General features: G+C 69.3%; 6 protein-coding genes. 2 read left to right on the top strand and 4 right to left on the bottom strand.

The window, feature by feature from the left end; translation table 11 throughout:
• Positions 1-4 precede the first annotated feature (4 nt).
• The 3 genes from CAL13_RS02985 to CAL13_RS02975 form a co-directional block, all read right to left on the bottom strand.
• Complete coding sequence (locus CAL13_RS02985) at positions 5-2,377, bottom strand: AI-2E family transporter (RefSeq protein ID WP_086071466.1); 2,373 nt, start codon at positions 2,375-2,377, stop codon at positions 5-7.
• Between the two features lie 74 nt (positions 2,378-2,451).
• Positions 2,452-4,602 carry a TonB-dependent receptor gene (locus CAL13_RS02980; RefSeq protein ID WP_086071465.1) on the bottom strand — a complete coding sequence of 717 codons (2,151 nt, stop codon included), beginning with the start codon at positions 4,600-4,602 and terminating at the stop codon, positions 2,452-2,454.
• Positions 4,603-4,743: 141 nt separating this feature from the next.
• Entirely contained in the window at positions 4,744-5,109 is a 366-nt protein-coding gene (locus CAL13_RS02975) for a DUF2946 domain-containing protein (protein WP_086056058.1), read from the bottom strand.
• A gap of 407 nt (positions 5,110-5,516) precedes the next feature.
• Here CAL13_RS02975 and CAL13_RS02970 point away from each other — a divergent pair, with 407 nt between their 5' ends.
• Together CAL13_RS02970 and CAL13_RS02965 are read left to right on the top strand one after the other, a co-directional pair.
• Positions 5,517-8,750: a hypothetical protein gene (locus tag CAL13_RS02970; protein ID WP_086071464.1), complete on the top strand. Its 3,234-nt coding sequence runs from the start codon at positions 5,517-5,519 to the stop codon at positions 8,748-8,750.
• A 20-nt stretch (positions 8,751-8,770) separates the two neighbouring features.
• Positions 8,771-15,478 carry a S8 family serine peptidase gene (locus CAL13_RS02965; RefSeq protein ID WP_086071463.1) on the top strand — a complete coding sequence of 2,236 codons (6,708 nt, stop codon included), beginning with the start codon at positions 8,771-8,773 and terminating at the stop codon, positions 15,476-15,478.
• 71 nt (positions 15,479-15,549) lie between these two features.
• On the opposite strand, the gene CAL13_RS02960 is transcribed toward CAL13_RS02965, so the two are convergent.
• The gene (locus CAL13_RS02960) at positions 15,550-18,999 is read right to left on the bottom strand and encodes an autotransporter outer membrane beta-barrel domain-containing protein (RefSeq protein WP_086071462.1); all 3,450 of its coding nucleotides are present in this window, start codon (positions 18,997-18,999) and stop codon (positions 15,550-15,552) included.

Here is an 18,999-nt window from a genome sequence, read left to right as displayed (position 1 = left end):
GCCCTTATTCAGGCACCCGCTGCGCCAGCGTGGCCGACGGCGGTTCGTCCTGCGCGGCGGCCGCGCCGGGCTCGTCCAGCGCCGCGGCGATCACCGCGGCGAACTCCTGCGCCATGCTGTCCAGCACCTCGATGGCCGTGTCGTCCAGCGTCCGCGGTTCCCGGTCGAACACGCACAGCGCGCCGAACACGCCGTTATCCTTGCTGCGCAGTGGCGCGCCCGCAAAAAACCGGACGCTCCATAACCGCACGGCGGGATGATCGACGAACCGCGGGTCCCGTTCCGTGTCCGGCACGACGAGCGTCGTATCGCCCGCGACGACGGGCCTGCCGATTGCCTCGTCGCGGGGCATCGTCACGATGTCCCGCTCATCGCGCGGCAAGGCGCCTGTCAATGGACGGTTCTGGCCCACAACGAGTTCCCGATCGCCGCTGATCACGACGATAACCGCGAAGCCGACGTCGAATACGTCCGCCGCGCGCTGGGCCAGTCCATCGAGCTCTTCGCGCGTCTGGCCGTCGAGCAGCCCCGTCGCGTCCAGCGCCGGCGCTGCGGCGCTTTCGTCTTTGGCCTCGCCCCGCGGCTCTTCGCGATCCGCCGCGGGCGCAACCATGGCTTCTATGCGCAGGACGGCTTCGTTCACGGTCGTGACCACCTCGTCGGCCCCAAGCGCCTTGTGCGCGTCGTGCTCCAGCAATTCGGCCGGCGCGTTCCACAGCGCGAGTACGATGCGCAGCCTGGGCCATCGATGGCGCAGGCGCCGGCAGAAATGACGCGCCGGCGCGGCGGGATTGGCGGTGAAATAGCTCAGGCAGACCAGCTCCGCGCCGTCCAGCGCCAGGTTGTCGATCGCCCTGGCCGTCACCGCCGGAAGCCGGCGCGACTCCGCCCGGATGCCCTGCATCAGCAGCGCGTGCGCCAGCATCTCCGACGCCAGATTGTCCAGCTCCCATTTGCCGCCCATGCAGACGACGGTCATCGCGTTGCGGCTTTGCACTTCCGGCGGATATTCCTCGCGCAAATCGTCCAGCAATCGCTCCATGCCGTTGGACACCCGCCAGCGATGCTCGGCAGTGGCGCTGCGCAGGTGTTCCCGGCTGGCGAGCCGGAGCACTTCGATGCCGACGTCGTGGTAGAAGTCCTTCACCGAGGACTTCCTGACTTCGCCGCTGGCGATGTCGATCGCCTCGTCCGCGTCGTCGGCGATCAGGCGCTGATACAGGCGCGTGGGCGTATCCAGCGCCGGCGCGGCGCCGAGCAGGGTTTCGAAGAACTGCAGGTGCGGCAGATAACGGCCGATCACCAGGATGCACACCGTCAGGGGCGTCGACAGGATCAGCCCCACGGGCCCCCACAGCACCGTCCAGAAGGTTGCGGCGGCGATCAGCGACATCGCCGACAGGCCGGTGCTGGTGCCGTACAGCAAAGGCTCCACCACGTTGTTGCTGATCAGCTCCAGCACGACGATCAGGCCGATTGTCCACAGCAGCATGTGCCAGCCCGGGTCGACGGCGAAGGCCAGGCCGATGGGAAATATCGCGGATATCATCGGGCCGACGTACGGCACGAAGCGCATGACCGCCGCCACGGTGCCCCACAGCAGCGCCCCCGGCACGCCGATCAGCCACAGGCCCAGCGCCATCGGCACCCCATAGCTCAGGTTGACCAGCAGCTGCATGCGCAGATACCTGCCGATGCGCGTGCCGGCCTCCTCCAGGGCGTCGGTGGACCGATGCAGGTTGCCGCCGAATATCCTGAGCGCCCGGTCGCGCAGGTCGCCGCGGTCATACAGGGAGATAAAGACGAAGACCAGGACGATGCCCAAGGTGGCCAACGGTTCGAGCGCCGGCGCGAGCCAGGCGCGGGCAGTATCCAGCGGGGACGCCGCCCTTGGCTCGACGACCACGGGCTGGGCGCCGTCCGGCGCTGGCGGCGGCGCGCTTTCCACCTGCTTGCGGACCGAGGTGATCGTGTCCAGGGCGCGATCGAATACGCCGGGCGTCTTCAGGCTCGACCGGAGCTCCTCGACCTTGGCCTGCATGGTCGATTGGTACGTTGGCAGCTGCTGGCCCAGGGACCGCACCTGGGTGCCCAGCAATAGCCCCAGGCCGCCCAGCATCACGGCCACCACGGCCATCACCAGGATGACGCTGAGGCTGCGCGGCAGGCGAAGCCGCCCCAGCCAGCCCACCAGCGGACTCAGGGCGAAGCTGATGAGGAAGGCGAAGGCCAGCGGGATGAGAACGTCGCGGCCGTAGTACAAGCCGGCGATGATCAGCGCCGCGCTGACGAGGTTCGCCGCGAAACGCACGCTGTCCAAGGGCGGCGCGCCGTCCGGCGGGCCGCTGTCGGCGTCGATGGAAGATCTGGGCGGCATCGCGTCCTCCGCGACGATTACGTGGTCTCAGGATAGCCGAGCGCAGCGCTCGCCCACCAGCCCCCGATGCTCCGCTAGAACTTATGGTTCATCGTCAGCTCCACCCGCCGGCCATCGTCGACCAGCCACTGCGTCTGGTTGTAGTAGGCGGTCGTGGCGTAGTGCCGGTCGAATACATTGAAGCCCCGCAATGTGAACGCCGTGTCACGCCGCGCCTGCCACTGCAGGGCCAGGTCGATGGTGGTGTAGGACGGCAGTTCGAGCGTGTTCGCACGGTCTGCGTAGCGCCGCCCGACATAGCGCAGTCCGCCGATGGCCGTCCAATCCGGCAGGAAGCGCCAGCTCAACCAGAGATTCGCCAGGCGCTCGGGAACGTTGACGGGCACATTGCCGTCGCGCGATACCGCGGCGCCGCCCGCCGATTCGGTGAAATCGTCGTAGCGAGCCCGCAGGATGGCCGCGTTGGCGTCCAGGCTCCAGTTGCTGGCGAGGTCCAGACGCAGGGTAGCCTCGATGCCGCGCGACGACTGCTGGCCCACCTGGACGCTGACCGATGGGTCCGTCACGTCGGCGGTCAGCAGGTTCTTTTTGACGATGCGATACGCGGCCAGGGTGAAGTCTCCCCCGCCATCCCAGAAGCTTTGCTTGACGCCGATCTCCACCTGCCTGCCCGTCGCCAGCTTGAAGCCGCTGTTGGAGGGGCTCATCATCAGCAGCGCGCTTACCGGGTCCGCTGCTTCCGAGTACTGCCCGTAAACGGCCAGATCCGGCCGGATGTCGTACACCGTGCCGACCCGCCAGCCCACATTGGCGAAGGTTTTGTCGTACGCCTTCCGGTCCAGGACCAGGTCCTGCCGCGAGATGTCGGCGTGGTCGTAACGAACGCCTGCCACGATGGACCATTGGTCCGTCAGCGCAAGGCGGTCTTCGCCGAAGAACGCGTATTGGGACGCCTTGTTCCTGTAGCGCGGCGTCGTCCCGGCCACGTTGATGAAGCTGCCATGCGCGACGTCATAAGGGTCCACCAGCGACGTGCCGGAATACGGCGAGTTGTTCGTGTGCTTGAAGGCGCTATGGCTGACGTCGAACCCGATTGCGATCTGATTGTCCAGGCCCAGCACGCGGCCCTTGAAAGTGGCGTCGCTGATATTGCCGATCTGGGTCTGGTCATGCAGGATCTCCGTGTAGGAAGACCGCTGCACCAGTCCGCTGGACGGCAGGTAATCGTAGTACTCGGCATCGCGCCAGTGGCGATGGCTGTCCACCTGGTATAGCCGGCTGCGCACGGTGGTATTGGCATTCGGCGTCCATTGCGCCGCCAGCTCCCACCAGCGGTCGTCATACCTGATCATCGCGTCGCCCACGTTGTAGTTCTTTCTTCGCAGGGCATCGTCCAGCTTGCCGTCCACCAGCGGTGTTCCGAAGTAACGCATCGGCTGCTGCCAGCCCTGGGCGTAGCTGAGCCTTACCCACAACGCCGGCGATACGTCCAACTGCAGCGCGCCCGAGACGGCGGCATTGCGCGAATCGCCCATATCGACCCAGTTCCCGGAATGGTTGCCGCTGATGTCGAAGCGATAGGACAGCTTGTCATCGATGGCGCCGCCGCTGCCGAACGCCAGGCGCTGCGTGTCGTGCGTACCGGCGGTGGCCTGCATTTCGTTCTCGATCGGGCCGCGCGCCGGTTTTTTCGGGATCACATTCACGACCCCGCCGATCGCGCCTTCGCCATAGACGACGGACGCCGGCCCGCGCAACACCTCGATATGGTCCACGGACCACGTGTCGAAAGGGAAGGTGATGCCGATGCCGCCGTATTGCCGTACGCCGTCGTACAGCTGCATGACGGACGCCGCGTCGGTAAAGCCCCGGACGGAAAGTCCTGAGCCGCCGTTGCCGGGATGCGCGATGTTGCTGAAACCCGGCGCGCGCGTGATGGCATCGACCAGGCTCGCGTCGCCTCGTTCGTCCAACTGTTCGCGGGTGATCGTGTCAACGCTGGCCGGCGTCTGCATGGGGGTGATATCCAGATAAGAGCCGGTCGATACCGCCTCGGTCAGCGCCGAAGGGCTGTCCGCGGTGACGGATATCGCGGGCAGGTCGGCGACCGTGCCGGCCGCTTGAACGGGGAACGAGCAAACAGCGATCAAAAACGGGAAAAACACCGGCGGGGCAAATTGCGGGGCGCGACGGGACGCGCCGGCAGGGTAGGCAGACGGTTTCATGAGTTTCCTGGGTGCACGGGCGCCGGCCGATACGTATCGGCCGGGCATGGCGGATGGCCGCCGAAGCGCGGCAGCCGGCGACGATCGCGCTCAGCGATCAGCGCCGCGCCGTCGTTTCAGCAGGGCATGGAGAAAGGAAAATCAACCGTGGCGGGGCGGATCCCTTGGCCGGCCGGATGGAAAGGTGCCAAGCGGCACGAAAAGGCGGATACGAGGCGCGTCAGGCACGCCGGCGGCCACGATCAGCAAAGGCAGCAAGGCCGCTGGCGCCGTGGGCACCGTGGGATGGCCCGATAGGAAGCCGCAATAGCCGCAGGCCGCCAGCGGATTATCGGGAGACTCGTGGTGCGAGCCTCCATGCGGCCGCGAGACCGAGCAGATTTCGCTGGCCGGGTCGATGGGCCGATATGCCTCGATCAACTGGCTCACGAGCGGCGCGAACACGATCAGCCACATGGCGGCCAGGGCCAGCCATGCGGCTAACGGGCGGCGTGAGCGGATGGTCATGATGTCGCCGGCGAGCCTTCGCGTACGGTTTTGCCGATGCGGCCGCGGATCGCGGCCGCGATACGGGGGCTTATGGTAGCCGACCCTTGACGTTTCAGGTTGTCCACGCTGGCCGATACCAGGCGGCCGCGCTGCGCGCTGTCCTGCAGCGAAGCCGTTCGCACCGGGGCGCGAATCCTGCCCGACAGCCGGTTCGGTTCAGCCGGGCGGGCTCGTCCACATGGCGTATTGCCCGCCCCTGCCGAGGCCCCATAGACTCCTGGAATTCTCGCCGCTGCCGGATCCCAGGCCCCGAGGCCGCTGACGCCGCCGGCACGCGATGGCTGGCCACTCGCTGGTCGGTGTCAGACGAGCGCTGTCCTTTCCTTGATCGACGCGTGCGCGTGGCGCGCGTCCGGGGGCATGCGATGCCAGACCTGCGAGACGCTGTCGGCTGGGCGAAGCTGCTGGAGGCCGGATTCGAGCTCCACCTGCCGCACGATGCGCGCTACCAGCCGCCCGCCCTGCCCGCCGCCGACTGGGTCGGCGAAATCCTTCGCCCCGGCGACCTGCTGCATCTGGTCGTTCATGCCTACAACCTGCGGCCGCAAACCCACCCTTCGGGACCGCGGCTGGCGCGCCTGAATCCCGACGCCGTCAGCCTGCTGGCCTTCGAACTGCCGCCGCAGGCCATTGGGGAACAGGCGTACTACGAACCTTCGCCGGTGCGGCAGGCGCCCGCCCCAGGCCAGCCGGAGCAGGACGACCTGTCCCAACCCGCCGATACCCTGCCGCCCCACGGCGTTGCCAAGGCTCGCATCGCCGGGCCCTCGCGCCTGGTGTTCCGGGTGGACCGGGCTTGGCTGCCATTGACCGTGGAAGGCTTGCTGGACTGGGACGCGCTGCAACCGGTGCTGGCCCCGCTCGCGGCCCTGCCGCGCACACCGGATGCCACGCAGATGGATGGCGCGCCGGCGATCGCACCGCCGGAGCCGCTGCATACCGCCATCGAACTGCCCTACCGGCTGCTGCTGTCGCCCAACGGCGATGCATGCTGGACGCATAGCCGCGAACCGGTCAGTCATGGCGGCCGCACCGAGCTGTGGCACACCCGCGTGGCGCTGCGCGATGCGCAAGGCGGCGTGCGCGAGGCCGGTCCCGGCGCGACGGTGCCGCTGCGGGCGATCTGGTCGCCGGACCATGTGCCGGGCGGCGCGCCCGACAAGAAGGCGGACGACCCGGACCTTGGCACGGCCGCCATGAATCCCAACGACCGCCACCAGATCGTCGCGCTGACCAGCGACTATGCCAACTTCAGGCGCTGGCGCGTCCCGCCCATTGCGCCCGCGCCGGTGGAGGCCGAGCAGTTGATGCTGTCCGCCCTGGGCGGGTGGCTGCGCTCGCGCGGGCACTGGGACCTGCCGCAGCCGGGGCCGCACGACCCGCATCGCATCCAGCCCTTCACGCCCGGCCGCGAGCTGCGCCTGCCGGTCGCGCGCGCCATTCCCTACGCGCCTGGCCTGAAGGACGTGCTGGACATGGACGGGATCTTTGCGCGGGGACCGGTGGACGACCTGGACATGACCGAATGGGTCCACGTCGCCGCCCAGGGACGCGATCATTACGTGCGCATCGTCTACGACGGCTGCCTGTTCCCCCTGGGCCATCGCGCCTCGCTGGTCAAGGTGACCGAACGGCGCTTCGAGGACAACGGGCCCGGCCCGGTCGCCTTGCTGCGCCAGTACGCCTATGTCGTGGTGCGCGAACCGGTGCGCACGTATCCGCGCGGCGCCTATCCCGGCGACGGACGCGAGATGCCGTTCACCCGCATCGAGATACGCACGCGCGTCACGCCGCATCTGTTCAAGCCCACCGATGCGCCGGCGGCCATCGACGGCGCGAACTATGCGTTCTGGATCATGGACAGCCTGACCGCGCGCGACGTGCCTTTCGCGGTGGCGGGCTTCGATGCGGACGGCCGCGCCGTGCCCTTCGCCATGCCGCTTATTTTCGTGCGGCGCGGGCCGGAACGCATGGATTTGGTGCGCGACGAATGGCGCCGCGCGCCGCGCCTCGCCGGACGGCCCTTACGCCGGCGCGCGGCGGTGGACGGGTTTCCGCTGCGCTTCGCGCCGGGCGGCGACGACAACGCGGTGCTGCCGGTCCGCGCGCTGTACTTCGATGTGGCCGGCGATGGCGCCTGCGGCGGCTTCATGCCCGTGATCGCCAAGGCCGACGTGACGCTGTCCGGCGTGGAGCAACTGGTGGGCGGCGGCGCGGGGACCACCATCGCCTTCGATCCCGGCTATCTGGCCAACGGACTGGACGACGCTGTGGGCCTCTTCGCACGCATCCAGAAAGACGCGGGCGCCGATCTGGCCGATGGCGCGCTGGGCCTGATGTTCGCCGCGGAGCAGGCGGGCGGCATCGCCACGCCCAATGCCAACCTGACCGGCCTGACCAGCCTGCAGGGGCCCATCGCCGGCAATCTGGCCGAAGCGGTGCTGGACCGCTTCGATCCCAAGGCGTTTTTCGGCGGCCTGGCCGCAGGCCGCGAACCGCTGCTGTTCGGCGCGTTTTCGCTGGCCGACATCCTGCACACCGGCACTTCGATGGCCAACGCGCCGAAGATCGTCAAGGCCATCGAAAGCGGGACGGCGGTGACGCGTTACACCTGGCAGACCGCGCCCAAGGATTGGACCGCGCCGGGCGGCGTGGCGGCCTTCGACCCGGATGACAATGCGCGGCTGGCCATCGAAGCCCGGGTGGAGACGGCCCTGACCGGCGCGCCGCCCAAAGCGTCCATGCGGGGCGAACTGACGGCCTTTCGCATCGCGCTGTTCGACGGCGCGGTGGCCGTGCGCTTCGCCGCATTCCGCTTCGCCAGCGTTGCCGGACAAAAAATGGACGTGGCCGTGTCGCTGGACCCGGACCATCCGATCATTTTCGACGGCGATCTGGACTTCGTGCGCCAGTTGGCCGACCTGATTCCGCCCGGCGTCTTCGGCGATGGCCCCAGCCTGGACCTGCGCCCGGACCGCATCGCGCTGGCTTTCGACATCGGGTTGCCGCCGCTGTCGGTGGGCGTGTTCGCGCTGAAAAACCTGGGGTTGAATGCCGGCCTGCAACTGCCCTTTGCCGACGGCCGCCCGGTGCTGGACTTTGGCTTCTCGCGCCGCGAAAAGCCGTTCCTGCTGACCGTTTCCCTCTTGGGCGGCGGCGGTTTTTTTCATCTGCAGCTGGACACCACGGGGATCCGCATCGTCGAGGCCGCGCTGGAGTTCGGCGCGGCGGTCGAACTGGATATCGGCGTGGCGTCCGGCAACGTGCATATCCTGGCCGGCATCTATTTCAAGCTGGAAATCCGCGACAGCAAAGACCAGGTTGTCCTGTCCGGCTATCTGCGCATGGGCGGCGCGCTGTCCGTGCTGGGCCTGATCACCGTGTGCGTGGAGTTCAACCTGAGCTTCACCTACGACTCGGTCAAAACCAAGGTCACGGGCCGCGCCACGCTGATGGTGAGCGTGGAAGTGGCCTTCTTCAGCAAATCCGTGGAGCTGACGGTGGAACGCAGTTTCGGGCGCGACGGCGGCGACCCCAGCTTCGGCGATCTGATCCACACCCCGGATGTGTGGGGCGAGTACGCCGACGCGTTCGCATAGCGCAGGGAGGCAAGGCAACCATGGCACGGCAGTCGTTGCTGTTCACCGTCTTTCCGCGCGCGGTCAGCGTCGTGCGCGACACCCTTCCGGTTTCGGTCCTGGTGTCGCCACGCCTGACCGGCGCCCCCGCTTTGGGCGACTTTCCCGATTGGCTGCATTGGGCGCAGCGGCTGCGCCAGGACGGCTTGCTGTTGCGCCTGGACGCGGCGGGCAAGACGTTGGAGGCGCGCATCGACACCACGCCCTTGCGGCCCGACCTGTGGACCGCCTTGTTTCGCGAAGACACGCGGGTGGACGATCATGTCTTTGAAGACTACACGGACCGCACGGTGCTCTCCTACCCGGTGCGCGACGCCATGCTCGCCGTCAAGTCGGTGTATCAGCAGGCAGGCCGCGAACTGGGACTGCCCCTGGACTCCGCCGACCGCGAAGCCCAGGCGCGCCGCGATCGCGTGCTGGCGGATCTGGTGGAAGGTTTTCAATTGGAGGCCTGGAGCGAGACGCAGCGGCAGCGGCTGCGCGCCGTCCATGGCCTTCGGCTCGACGGGCAGCGGCCCGCGCGCCGGCCGCGCGCGGCGGCGCCCGCCGGCGCGGACGGCTTGCCCGGCGCCGCGCAACTGGAGCGCTTCCCGGATGACCTGCAAGCGCTGAAACGCCAGGTCACGGCGGCATTCGCGCTGTACTCGCGCATGCCGCAGGGCGCACCCATCGCCAAGCCGGACATGGCGACCGTGCTGGACTTCCATCGCGTGATCGCGGCGCTGAATGCCTACCCCGCGCTGCTGCGCGCCTTCGGCCTGGTGTTCGACCTGGACCTGCCGGCCGATGCCGTCCCGGAAACCGCCGGCGGCGCTTACGGGCGCTTGTCGGTCGCGGCCGCGGAGCCCGGCTGGGACGCCTTCCGCGTGGAGACGTCCGCGGGCCCGGCGGGCGCGACGGCCTATCAATATCTGCGGAGCGAGGACGGCCAGCGCTATTGGATGACGGCGCCCGGTCCGCAAGGCGACCGCGCGGCGGTCATGGGCCTGCTGGCCCTGGACCCGGACCGATTCTGCCTGGCGCAGTTCGACGTGGATGGCGCCATGCACAAGCTGATGTCGCTGGCCGGCGGCGTGACCGCGGAGGGCAGCCGGCTCAACCGCTCGCTGCACCCCGCGGTGTTCGATGACGCCAATACGGTGCCTGCGTTGCGATCCGCGGGCCTGTCGCTGGTGCAGGACGAACGCGGGCGCGCGTTGCTGGCGGGCTTTGCGCAGTCCCGGCGCCACAACGACCGCCTGGCCGGCATCGTGGCCGACGACACGCCTTTTTTCGCGGAGGACCTGTTGCGCGGCCTGCGCGTGGATGTGTGGGACGCCGACGACGGCGCCTGGCGATCGCTGCACCGGCGCCAGGGCCGCTATGCCTTTTCCGGCGCCGCCTTCGACACCCAGGACGAGGAAGGCTTCATGCAGCTGGCGGCCACGCAGGCCGCGCCCGATCCGGCGCGCGCGCCGGAAACCGACCTTTACCTGCACGAGGCCCTGGCGCGCTGGAACGGCTGGAGCCTGAGCGTGCCGCCGCCGGGCAAGGCGCTGGGGCGCAGCGGCGATCCGGCGCAGGCCGTCCCGCCCGACGACCCCGCGCAGCGCGCGCCGGACGACCGGCAGAACGAGGCCGTGACGCCGTTCGACCTGACGGCCAGCTTCCGCGTCGTGCCGCACAGCCTGCCCAAGCTGCGCTTCGGCCACCGCTATCGCCTGCGTGCGCGGGCGGTCGATCTGGCCGGCAACAGCCTGCCGGTGGATGACCCGCTGGGGCAGACGCTGGCGCGGGTTTTCGCCATTCCGCGCGACGAGGCCGGCTTCGCCTATCTGCGCTACGAGCCGGTGCCCAGCCCGGTGCTGGTGCGGCGCGACGATGCCGCCATCGCGGGCCGCGGATCGGCGCTGGACCGGCTGGTGATACGCACCGGCAACGACGACCCGTCGAAGGACGGCGTCGCCGCGGATACCGGCGGCGCGCAGCGCCACGTGGCCCCGCCGCGCACCAGTGTCGAGATGCTGGAGCGCCATGGTCTGCTCGACGACGCCAGCGGCCGCCTCAAGGGCGACGCCGCCACCTACCAGGCCTTGCGCGAACGCGACGACGAACAGGGTGCGCAATTTCCGCGTGCGCCGGTCCCCGGGCAGCGGGAAGCGCTGCCCATCGTGACGCACGATCGCATCGAGTCCCTGCCCTATCTGCCCGACCCGCTGGCGCGGATCGCCGCCTTCCGCGACCTGCCCGGCGCCCCGGCGCATACGGTGGGCATGGCGGATGGGGGCGGGCTGCATTATCGGCCGCTGGACGACCCCAATCCGCGCGCCGGCTCCGTCACGCTGATCCCGTTCGAAACGGCGCCCGGCCTGCTGCAAGCCAAGGGGCTGCGGCTGGCGCTGGCCGATGGCGAGGATCCGCCGCATTGGGATGCCGCCTCGGGCGTGCTGACGGTCCATCTGCCCAAAGGCGCGACGGCCATCGTCACGTTGAGCAGTGCGTTGCTTCCGGACGACCTCAAGCTGATGGGCCAGTGGCAGTGGCTGCGCGAATACCTGGCGGACCGCTCGGCGGCCATGCCCGAAAGCTACCGCCGCGACGGCGCGCGCGAAACCCTGGCTACGCTGGCGCAGCGCGTGCTCGAAGGCGGGATGTGGATGCTCACGCCGCCCACGCTGCTGACGCTGGTCAGCGCGGTCCAGCAACCGATCGGCCGCCCGCGGTTCGAGGCCCTGGCGGTACAGCGCCCGACGCCGCAGACGCGCCTGCAACCCCTGGCGCTGCACACGCGCTACGGATTCGCCGGCGGACAGCGCTACGACCCGCTTGCCGAACAGCTCGACGCCATCACCGGCTGGCGCGAGCCCGGCGCCCTGCATGCCAGCCTGATCGGCGCCTTGCGCGTGCACGGCGCCTCGACCGCAAAGATCGACCTGGCCGGGGAATGGGAAGAATGGATCGACGAACCGGACCGCCAGCCGCCCGCCCCGCCGTCGCGCCAGCAGCGGTCCGGCGCGGCCGACGCCATCGCGCTGCATGATCCCGTCAACGACCGCATCCTGCGCGCGCCCGGCGGCACGCACGCCGTGGGACTGTACGACCCGGTCCAGGACCTGATCCTCTTCACCACGGGCGGCGACATTCCGGGGCGCGACGCCCGCATGCCGACCGAAGACGAGGCCGCGCCGCGCCATCACTTCGGCGATACGCGGCACCGGCGCGTGCGCTACACCGCGACGGCGACCTCGCGCTATCGCGAGTACTTTCCCGAAGACGCCATCGTCACCCGCCAAAGCGACCCCATCAAGGTCAACATTCCCGCATCGGCGCGTCCGCCGCTGCCGGCCTTGCGATATGCGATTCCGGCCTTCGGCTGGGAGCGGCAGGCCGGCTCCAATCTGGTTCGCAGCGTGCGCTATGGCGGCGGCGTACGCGTGTACCTGGAGCGGCCCTGGTATGCATCCGGCGATGGCGAACTGCTGGGCGTGGTGCTTTGGCAGGCGGGCGCGCCGACGCCCGCGCTGCGCGATGCGTGGAAGCCGTTCGTCACGCAATGGGGACGCGACCCGATATGGCAGACGGACGCCCTGCCTTCCGCGCCCGGCCCATCCGACTTTCCGCTGGCCGTGGCGCTGGAGCACGACCTGACGCTGGGCATGACGGTTCCCGCGGGCAACGACGGCCAGCCGGGCCGCGTCGGCGTCGCGGGCCATGAAGTGTTTTTCGACGCCGGCCGCGGCCTGTGGTTTGCCGATATCGCGCTGGACGCGCCGGGCTACATGCCTTTCGTACGGCTGGCGCTGGCGCGCTACCAGCCCAATGCGCTGGCCGACGCCAAGCTTTCGAACGTCGTCCTTTCCGACTTCGTGCAACTGGCGCCCGACCGCGCGGCCACCATCAGCGCCGACCCTTACCGGCCCGCGCTGTTGCGCGTCACGGTCAGCGGCGCCGCGCCTGCCGGACCGCCGCCCGCCGGGCCCGGCGCGGCGCCGCCCACCCCGACGGCGGTCCGCGTGCGCGTGCAACAGGCCACGCCGGGCCTGGGCGAGTTGGGCTGGCGCGACGTCGGCGAAGAGGTGGCCACCATGCAAGCCGACCCGCTCGCCCAGGTTGCCGACGGCGTGCTTTGGCAGGGCACGGTGCGCTTCCAGCAGGCGCCCGCGTCCGGCGCCTTTCGGCTGGTGATCGAGGAACGCGAGTACGTGGCCGCGGACCATGTCGCCACAGGCATGCTCGGCGGCGCCGCCCCCGGCGCCGGCGCGTCGGCGCCGGGCCGCATCGTCTATGCGGAAATCGTGCTGCTGGACGACGTGCTGACGCTCGCGCCTGCGCCGCACGGCGGCGGTCCCGCGCCCACCGAAAGCCCGCCTGCCGGCGGGGATGGCGCCGGCGAAGGCGAAGAAGATCCCGAGCCCGGCTCCGAGCCCGGCGCCGAACCCGGGTTCGATCCCGGCACCCTGGCGCGCCGCGTGATCGTGCAGTTGCGCGACGACGTCGCCATTCCCTACGCCGATAACGCCCAGGTCGCGCTGCGCGAATTGCTGGGCGAGGTTTGGGACCAGGCGCTGGCCCTGTTCCCGGACCTGCGCCTGGACCGTCTGTTCGATGCGGTGGATGCCGATCAGCTCGATACGGTGTTCAATGCCCAGGCGCGCGATCTGGAGCCGCGCACCCCGCCGATGCAGGCCTTCTTCACCGTCGTTTGCCCGCCCGGCATCGACCCGCAGCCCCTGGCCGACGCGCTGTCGGCGCTGGACACCCTGTTCGCCCGCGTCTACGTCGAGACCCTGCCGCCCATGTCGGCGGTCAACTTCGCCGATGATCCGCTGGTCGGCAGCCAGTTCTACCTGGAGCCCGCGCCGGACGGCTTCGATGCCAAGTTCGCCTGGACGCAGCCGGGCGGCGACGGCCAGGGCGTGCGCGGGGTGGACGTCGAATACAACTGGAACCTGGAGCACGAAGACCTGCTCGACGCGGGCATCACGTTTCTGACGGATGCGGATGCGGTGCCCCTGGAGGCGGTGGGCGACCTGCGCGATCACGGCACGGAGTCGCTGGGCGTCATGCTGATGCGCGACAACGCCACCGGCGGTGTCGGCATCGTCCCGCGCGCTGCCATGCGGGTTGCGTCGGGCTTTCGCACCCAGGCGGATGGAACGGTGCTGTTCGACGTGCCCAACGCCATCGTGATCGCCAGCGCGGCGCTGTCGGCGGGCGACATCCTTTTGATCGAACTGCAGGACGCGGACTATTCGCCCGTGGAAAACGATCCCGCCGTATTCGCCGCGATCGCCGCGGCCGTCGCGCGCGGCATCATCGTCGTCGAGCCCGGCGGCAATGGCCCGGGCAACGGCACCTTGGGACGCTTCTACGATCTGGACAGCTACAAGGTGCCGGCCACCGGCTTGCGCACCCTGCGCCGGCCCGCGGGCCTGGACTCCGGCGCCATCCTCGTGGCGGCGTGCCGTTCCGGTTTTGTCCCGAACACCCAGGCCCGCGCGCCCACCCGATACACGCCGCGCGGCGCGCGCATCGACTGCTTCGCCTACGGCGAGCACGTCCTGAGCAGCTCGGCGGTGCAGCCGCTGTCGCTACGCGCGGGGCCGGGCGGACCCATCGTGCCCAATCCCTTCGCCGGCATGCCGTACACCTGGGCTTTCAGGGGCACGTCCAGCGCCACGGCGTTGATCGCAGGGGCGGCGCTTTCGGTACAGGGCATGGCGATCCATGCGCTTGGCCGCCGGCTGACGCCGTTCGAAATGCGCGCCGTGCTGAGCGACCGGACGTTGAACACGCCTTCGGCATCGCCGCAGAACGACCGCATCGGCGTCATGCCGAACCTGCGCCGCATCGCGGATCTGCTCAACACGCTGCGGGGCCGCGGCCCGGTACCGTCCGGCCAATGGAACACCGTCCGCACGGGGCACGAACTGCTATACCTGGGACGACGGCTGGTCCTGGACTGGGAGCCGGCCACGAAAGCGTGGCGCGTCTGGCCCTTCGAACCGCTGGCCATTGCCGGCGATCCGCTGCCCTCGCCCGCCGTCAGATCGGGCACCTGGCGGACCATCGGCGCGGGCCACGTGCTGGTCTACATGGGCGGGGACCTGGTCATGGACTACGTGCCCGCCACGGGCGATTACCGCCTGTTCCCGGCGGACTGGGGCGCGGCCGACTTCCTGCCCGGCCCGCCGCGCGCCAAAGGACGCTGGTACACCATCCGCGACGAAGTGGCCGGCGGCGTCGCGCGCGAGCACAGGCTGGCCTACCTGGGCGGCGACCATGTACTGGACTGGGTCCCGCAGACCCGTACGTATCGCATATGGGCGCTGGATCGGCGCGGCGCCCGTGCCGATCCCCTGATGGGCGTTCCGGTTCCACAACCCGATGGAACCGTGAGCGAACCGCCGCTGGCCGAAGGCGCGTTCCCCGACGCCGAGATCGGCACCGCCACGCAGATTCTTTCCATCAGCGACAGCGAAGTGCTGTTCTGGCATGCCGGCAGCGGCCGCTGGGCCGTGCGGCGCTACGACCGTGCGGCGCCGGCGGGGCAATCGTTCAATACGGTGTTGCGCAGCGGGACGTGGGCGTCCATCCGCGCCGGCCACGTGCTGGCGTGGCTGGGCGAACCGGGCAGCGGGCATTTGCTGGATTGGGAGCCCGGTACCGGGAAGTACCGGCTGTTCAACGGCGTGCCGGACGGCGTCTGAACGTTTGCCGGCCGCCGCGCCGGCCGGCCCAGCCCCGGGGCCATCGGCTGGCCCAAGGGCTGGCGTCAGGATCAGAACCGGTAGCTGGCCTGCAATTGGAACGTCTGCGCCGACACATTGCCGGTGGAGAACAGACGGTCGTAGCTGGCGGTCAGATCCAGGGCCTTGCCGATGGGCAGCGTCAGTCCCAGGCCCGCCGACAGCATGCCGCGCGAGGGCGCCACACCGGGCAGCGTAAAGCGCGTGCCGTCGCCGGAGGTCACATTGAAAGCGCGCTGGGTATCCAGGGTCTCGTAGGCATAGCTCACCCGCGCTTCGACCAGCGCCGGCTTGCTGGCGCTGGTGCTGAAGGGAATGCCGAACGCCAGTTGCGCGTAGGGCTGCAGGCTGTTGAAGCTTTCGCCGTCGACATCCAGGTTCTGGCTGGTGGAGCCGGTCTCATTGAAACCGTCGGCGTGGAAATACTGATAGCGCAAGCCCACACGCGGCGTAACGGTCACGGGGCCGGCGGCCAGGGGCAGGCTGGCCTGCAGGCCGGCGGTGATCTCCTGTCCGTCCGTATCGCCGCGAGCCGTACCCACACCGGCGAAGGACCGGCGCGACTGCAGGAAATCGTAGGCCGCGCCCACCGTGGCGGCGATGTCGACGGGACCGACGCGGCGGCTGCCGTAACCGGCCACGCGCAGCGAGTCGATCTTGCCGCTTGCCTCGTCCTCGGAGACATCGACGTGGCTGTAGCCGCCCGCGACACCGACCGTCCACGCCCCGACCTGACGGTCCAGGCCGGCCAGGAAGCCGTAGTGGCTGTCCTTATAGCTGGACGCGTCGCTGTTGCCGCGCACGTGCACGGTGTTGGAGACCACCTGGGCCCAGGCCTGTTGACCGGGGCGGGCGCAGTCGGCCGCCGATGCGGCGTCGGCGCAGGCTTGCCCCAGGCGCGAGAGCAACGTGTCGTTCACGCGCTGGCCTTCGCGGATCGCCGCCGAGGCGATGGCGCCGAAGATGGTGGCATTGGTCGGCGCGATGACGACGACGCCGGGGCCGGGGTCCGCGCCCGCGCCCGGATCGACGGGGGTGTCGGTGCTATCGCCGCCGGCCGGCGCCGCCAGCGTCAGGGTGCTGCCGTCCGCCAGGTTCTGCACGCTCTGCGCCAGTTCGGCGGGCGCGTTGCTCGTGACGCTGGAGAATCGGCCGCTCACGCTGGCCGCGTCGACGATGCGATACGAGGCCGCGCTATAGGTGCCCGGGCCGTACAGCACGTTCAGCGTGCCGCCCAGGGTAGCGTTGCCGCCCACCTTCAATTGCGAGGCGCTGGTGGGGCTGACGTCGACAAACAGCGTGCCGCCGGGCGATTGCGTGTAGTCGCCGGTGATGGTCAGCGTGCCGATGGAGCCGCCCGGACGGACGATGCCGTCGTTGGTCACATTGCCGAGGACCGTACCGTGTCCGCGCAGGGTGCCGGCCGCCGCCACCGCGACATCGCCCAGGATGCTCGCGCCCGGGTGGCTGGCATCGCCGATTTCCAGCGTGCCGCCGTTCACGGCCGTTCCGCCGGCATAGGTATTCACGCCGTTCAAAATCAGCATGCCGTTGCCGGTCTTCGCCAGGCCGCCCGGGCCGGCCAGCACGGAATCGATGGTCGCCGTGGCGTTGTCGTCGACCTCGATGTTGGAGGCGGCCGCGGCCAGGCCGATGGCGCCGCCCGTCACCCGGTAGCCATCGGTGGAGAACTGCATGCCGCTGACGTTGATGGGTCCCTGGCCGTTATCCACGGTGACCGTGCCGGCGGCGCCGCCGAAGACCGGCCGCACGTCGGCATCGTCGAGCTTGCCGTTGCTGGCGCCGTCCGTGCTCGTCCAGTTGGCCCCGGTTGCCGTCCAGGTGCCGGAACCGCCCGCGATGGCGCCGTCGGCCGTCGTGTTGGCGCCATCCCAGTAATGGTGCTGCGCGTCGGGCGCCAGGACCACCACCAGGTTGCCGTTCACGTTGGCGAGCTTCGCCAGAAGGCCGTTGTTGCTGGAGACGAATGCCGTGTTGTTGCTGTACGTGGCGCCATCGGTGGAGCGCACCACGTCGTAGGTCTGGCCATAGGCCAGGTCCGCCCCCTTCAGACTGATGGTGGCGTTGCTGATGGCGGCCGCGCCCCGTACATCCAGGTAGCTATAGTCGCTCTGGCTGGCGGCGGTGAACTGCAGGCCGCCGCCGGCCTGGGTGTAGTTGCCCTTGATCTGGACCGGGTTTGGCATCTGCAGCGTCGCGCCATTGTTGATGACGGCATGGCCGACGACATTGATGTCGTCATTCAGCAGCAGGTTGCCGCCGGAAAACACCAGGTTGGCCGCGCTGACCTTGATGAAACCCTTGTCCGCCACGCCCACGCCGCCGCTGGTTCCCGTCAGCGTGCCCACCGTATTGCCGCTGCCGCCCGCGATCACCAGGTCGCCGGTGCTGGCGGACGTGATATCGCCGGCGATCAGGCCGCTATTGGCGATGGCGCCGATCGAGCTCGTCGCATCGACGTTGATCGCGCCGGGCCCAGTGATGGTCCCCGTGTTGCTGACCGGACCCACGCTGGATCCGTTCATGGCGAAGATGCCGTTGTACAAGTCGGACGTCGGCGTCACGCCGATTGTGGGAACCGGGATGCTGGCGATCAGGCCGCGATTGTCGATGGTCCCGATCGTGCCGCCTTCCAGGAATATGCCGCCCGCGCCGCCCGAAATGGTGCCGGTATTGGTCAAGGCGCCCAGGACGCCGTTTCCCTGCACCAGAACGCCGCCCAGGCCGGTGCTGGTTCCGCTGTTGTCCAGCGCATCGATGACGCCGCCGTTTTGCGTAACGACGCCGAATCCGTTCTGTTGTCCGGATCGCGTCGCTCCTCGAAGAGTGCCGCTGTTGACCAGATTGCCGATCGTTCCGCCGTCGTTCCAGACGCCCGCAACCGTGCCGCCCAGTGTGTTGCTGCTGCTGCTGATCATCCCCAGATTGCTCACCAGGGTGATCTTGCCCTGATTGAAAACGCCCGCGCGGTCGCCCGTGATGGAGTTGCCGTTTGTATTGACGATACTGGTGATATCGCCCGTGGGCGTGTTCAGGATACCGGCCACGTTGACGCCGGTGCCGGTGGCCGCGATGAAGCCGCTATTGGATATCTCGCTCAGGTTGCCTTCGTTCTGTATGCCGGCCAGCGTACCGACGATGGTTCCGAAGTTCTCCAGCGTGCCGTCGAACCCGCTGACTGAGGCTTGGACGCCGATGTCGCCACCCGCGATGGTGCCGCTATGGGTGACTTCGAAATTCTCGGCGGTCCAGACATAGCAGGTCTGAGTGTCCGAAACCCGCGCGTCGGTGGGGCCCGCGGCCGATACGCACGCCGCGTGCGCCAGGCCCGGAAGCAGGCTGGCGGCCAGCAGGGAGGCCCCGGTCAGCAACTGCATCCGCGGGGGACGTGCCTCCAGGCCGGCCATTGCAGTGGTTTTGTGGGATTCGTAGACGCGCTTCTTCCGGTGCTTCTGCTTCAC

Source organism: Bordetella genomosp. 9, from assembly GCF_002119725.1.
Lineage (GTDB): Bacteria > Pseudomonadota > Gammaproteobacteria > Burkholderiales > Burkholderiaceae_B > Bordetella_C.
The sequence above is the reverse complement of the archived record's forward strand: the minus strand, read 5'-3'. Positions and strand labels throughout refer to the sequence as shown.

Bases quoted from the DNA above. Each gene is read 5' to 3' on its own strand.
- CAL13_RS02965 (WP_086071463.1), top strand. From the start codon at position 8,771: ATGGCACGGCAGTCGTTGCTGTTCACCGTCTTTCCGCGCGCGGTCAGC.
- CAL13_RS02975 (WP_086056058.1), bottom strand. From the start codon at position 5,109: ATGACCATCCGCTCACGCCGCCCGTTAGCCGCATGGCTGGCCCTGGCC.
- CAL13_RS02985 (WP_086071466.1), bottom strand. From the start codon at position 2,377: ATGCCGCCCAGATCTTCCATCGACGCCGACAGCGGCCCGCCGGACGGC.
- CAL13_RS02980 (WP_086071465.1), bottom strand. From the start codon at position 4,602: ATGAAACCGTCTGCCTACCCTGCCGGCGCGTCCCGTCGCGCCCCGCAA.
- CAL13_RS02970 (WP_086071464.1), top strand. From the start codon at position 5,517: ATGCCAGACCTGCGAGACGCTGTCGGCTGGGCGAAGCTGCTGGAGGCC.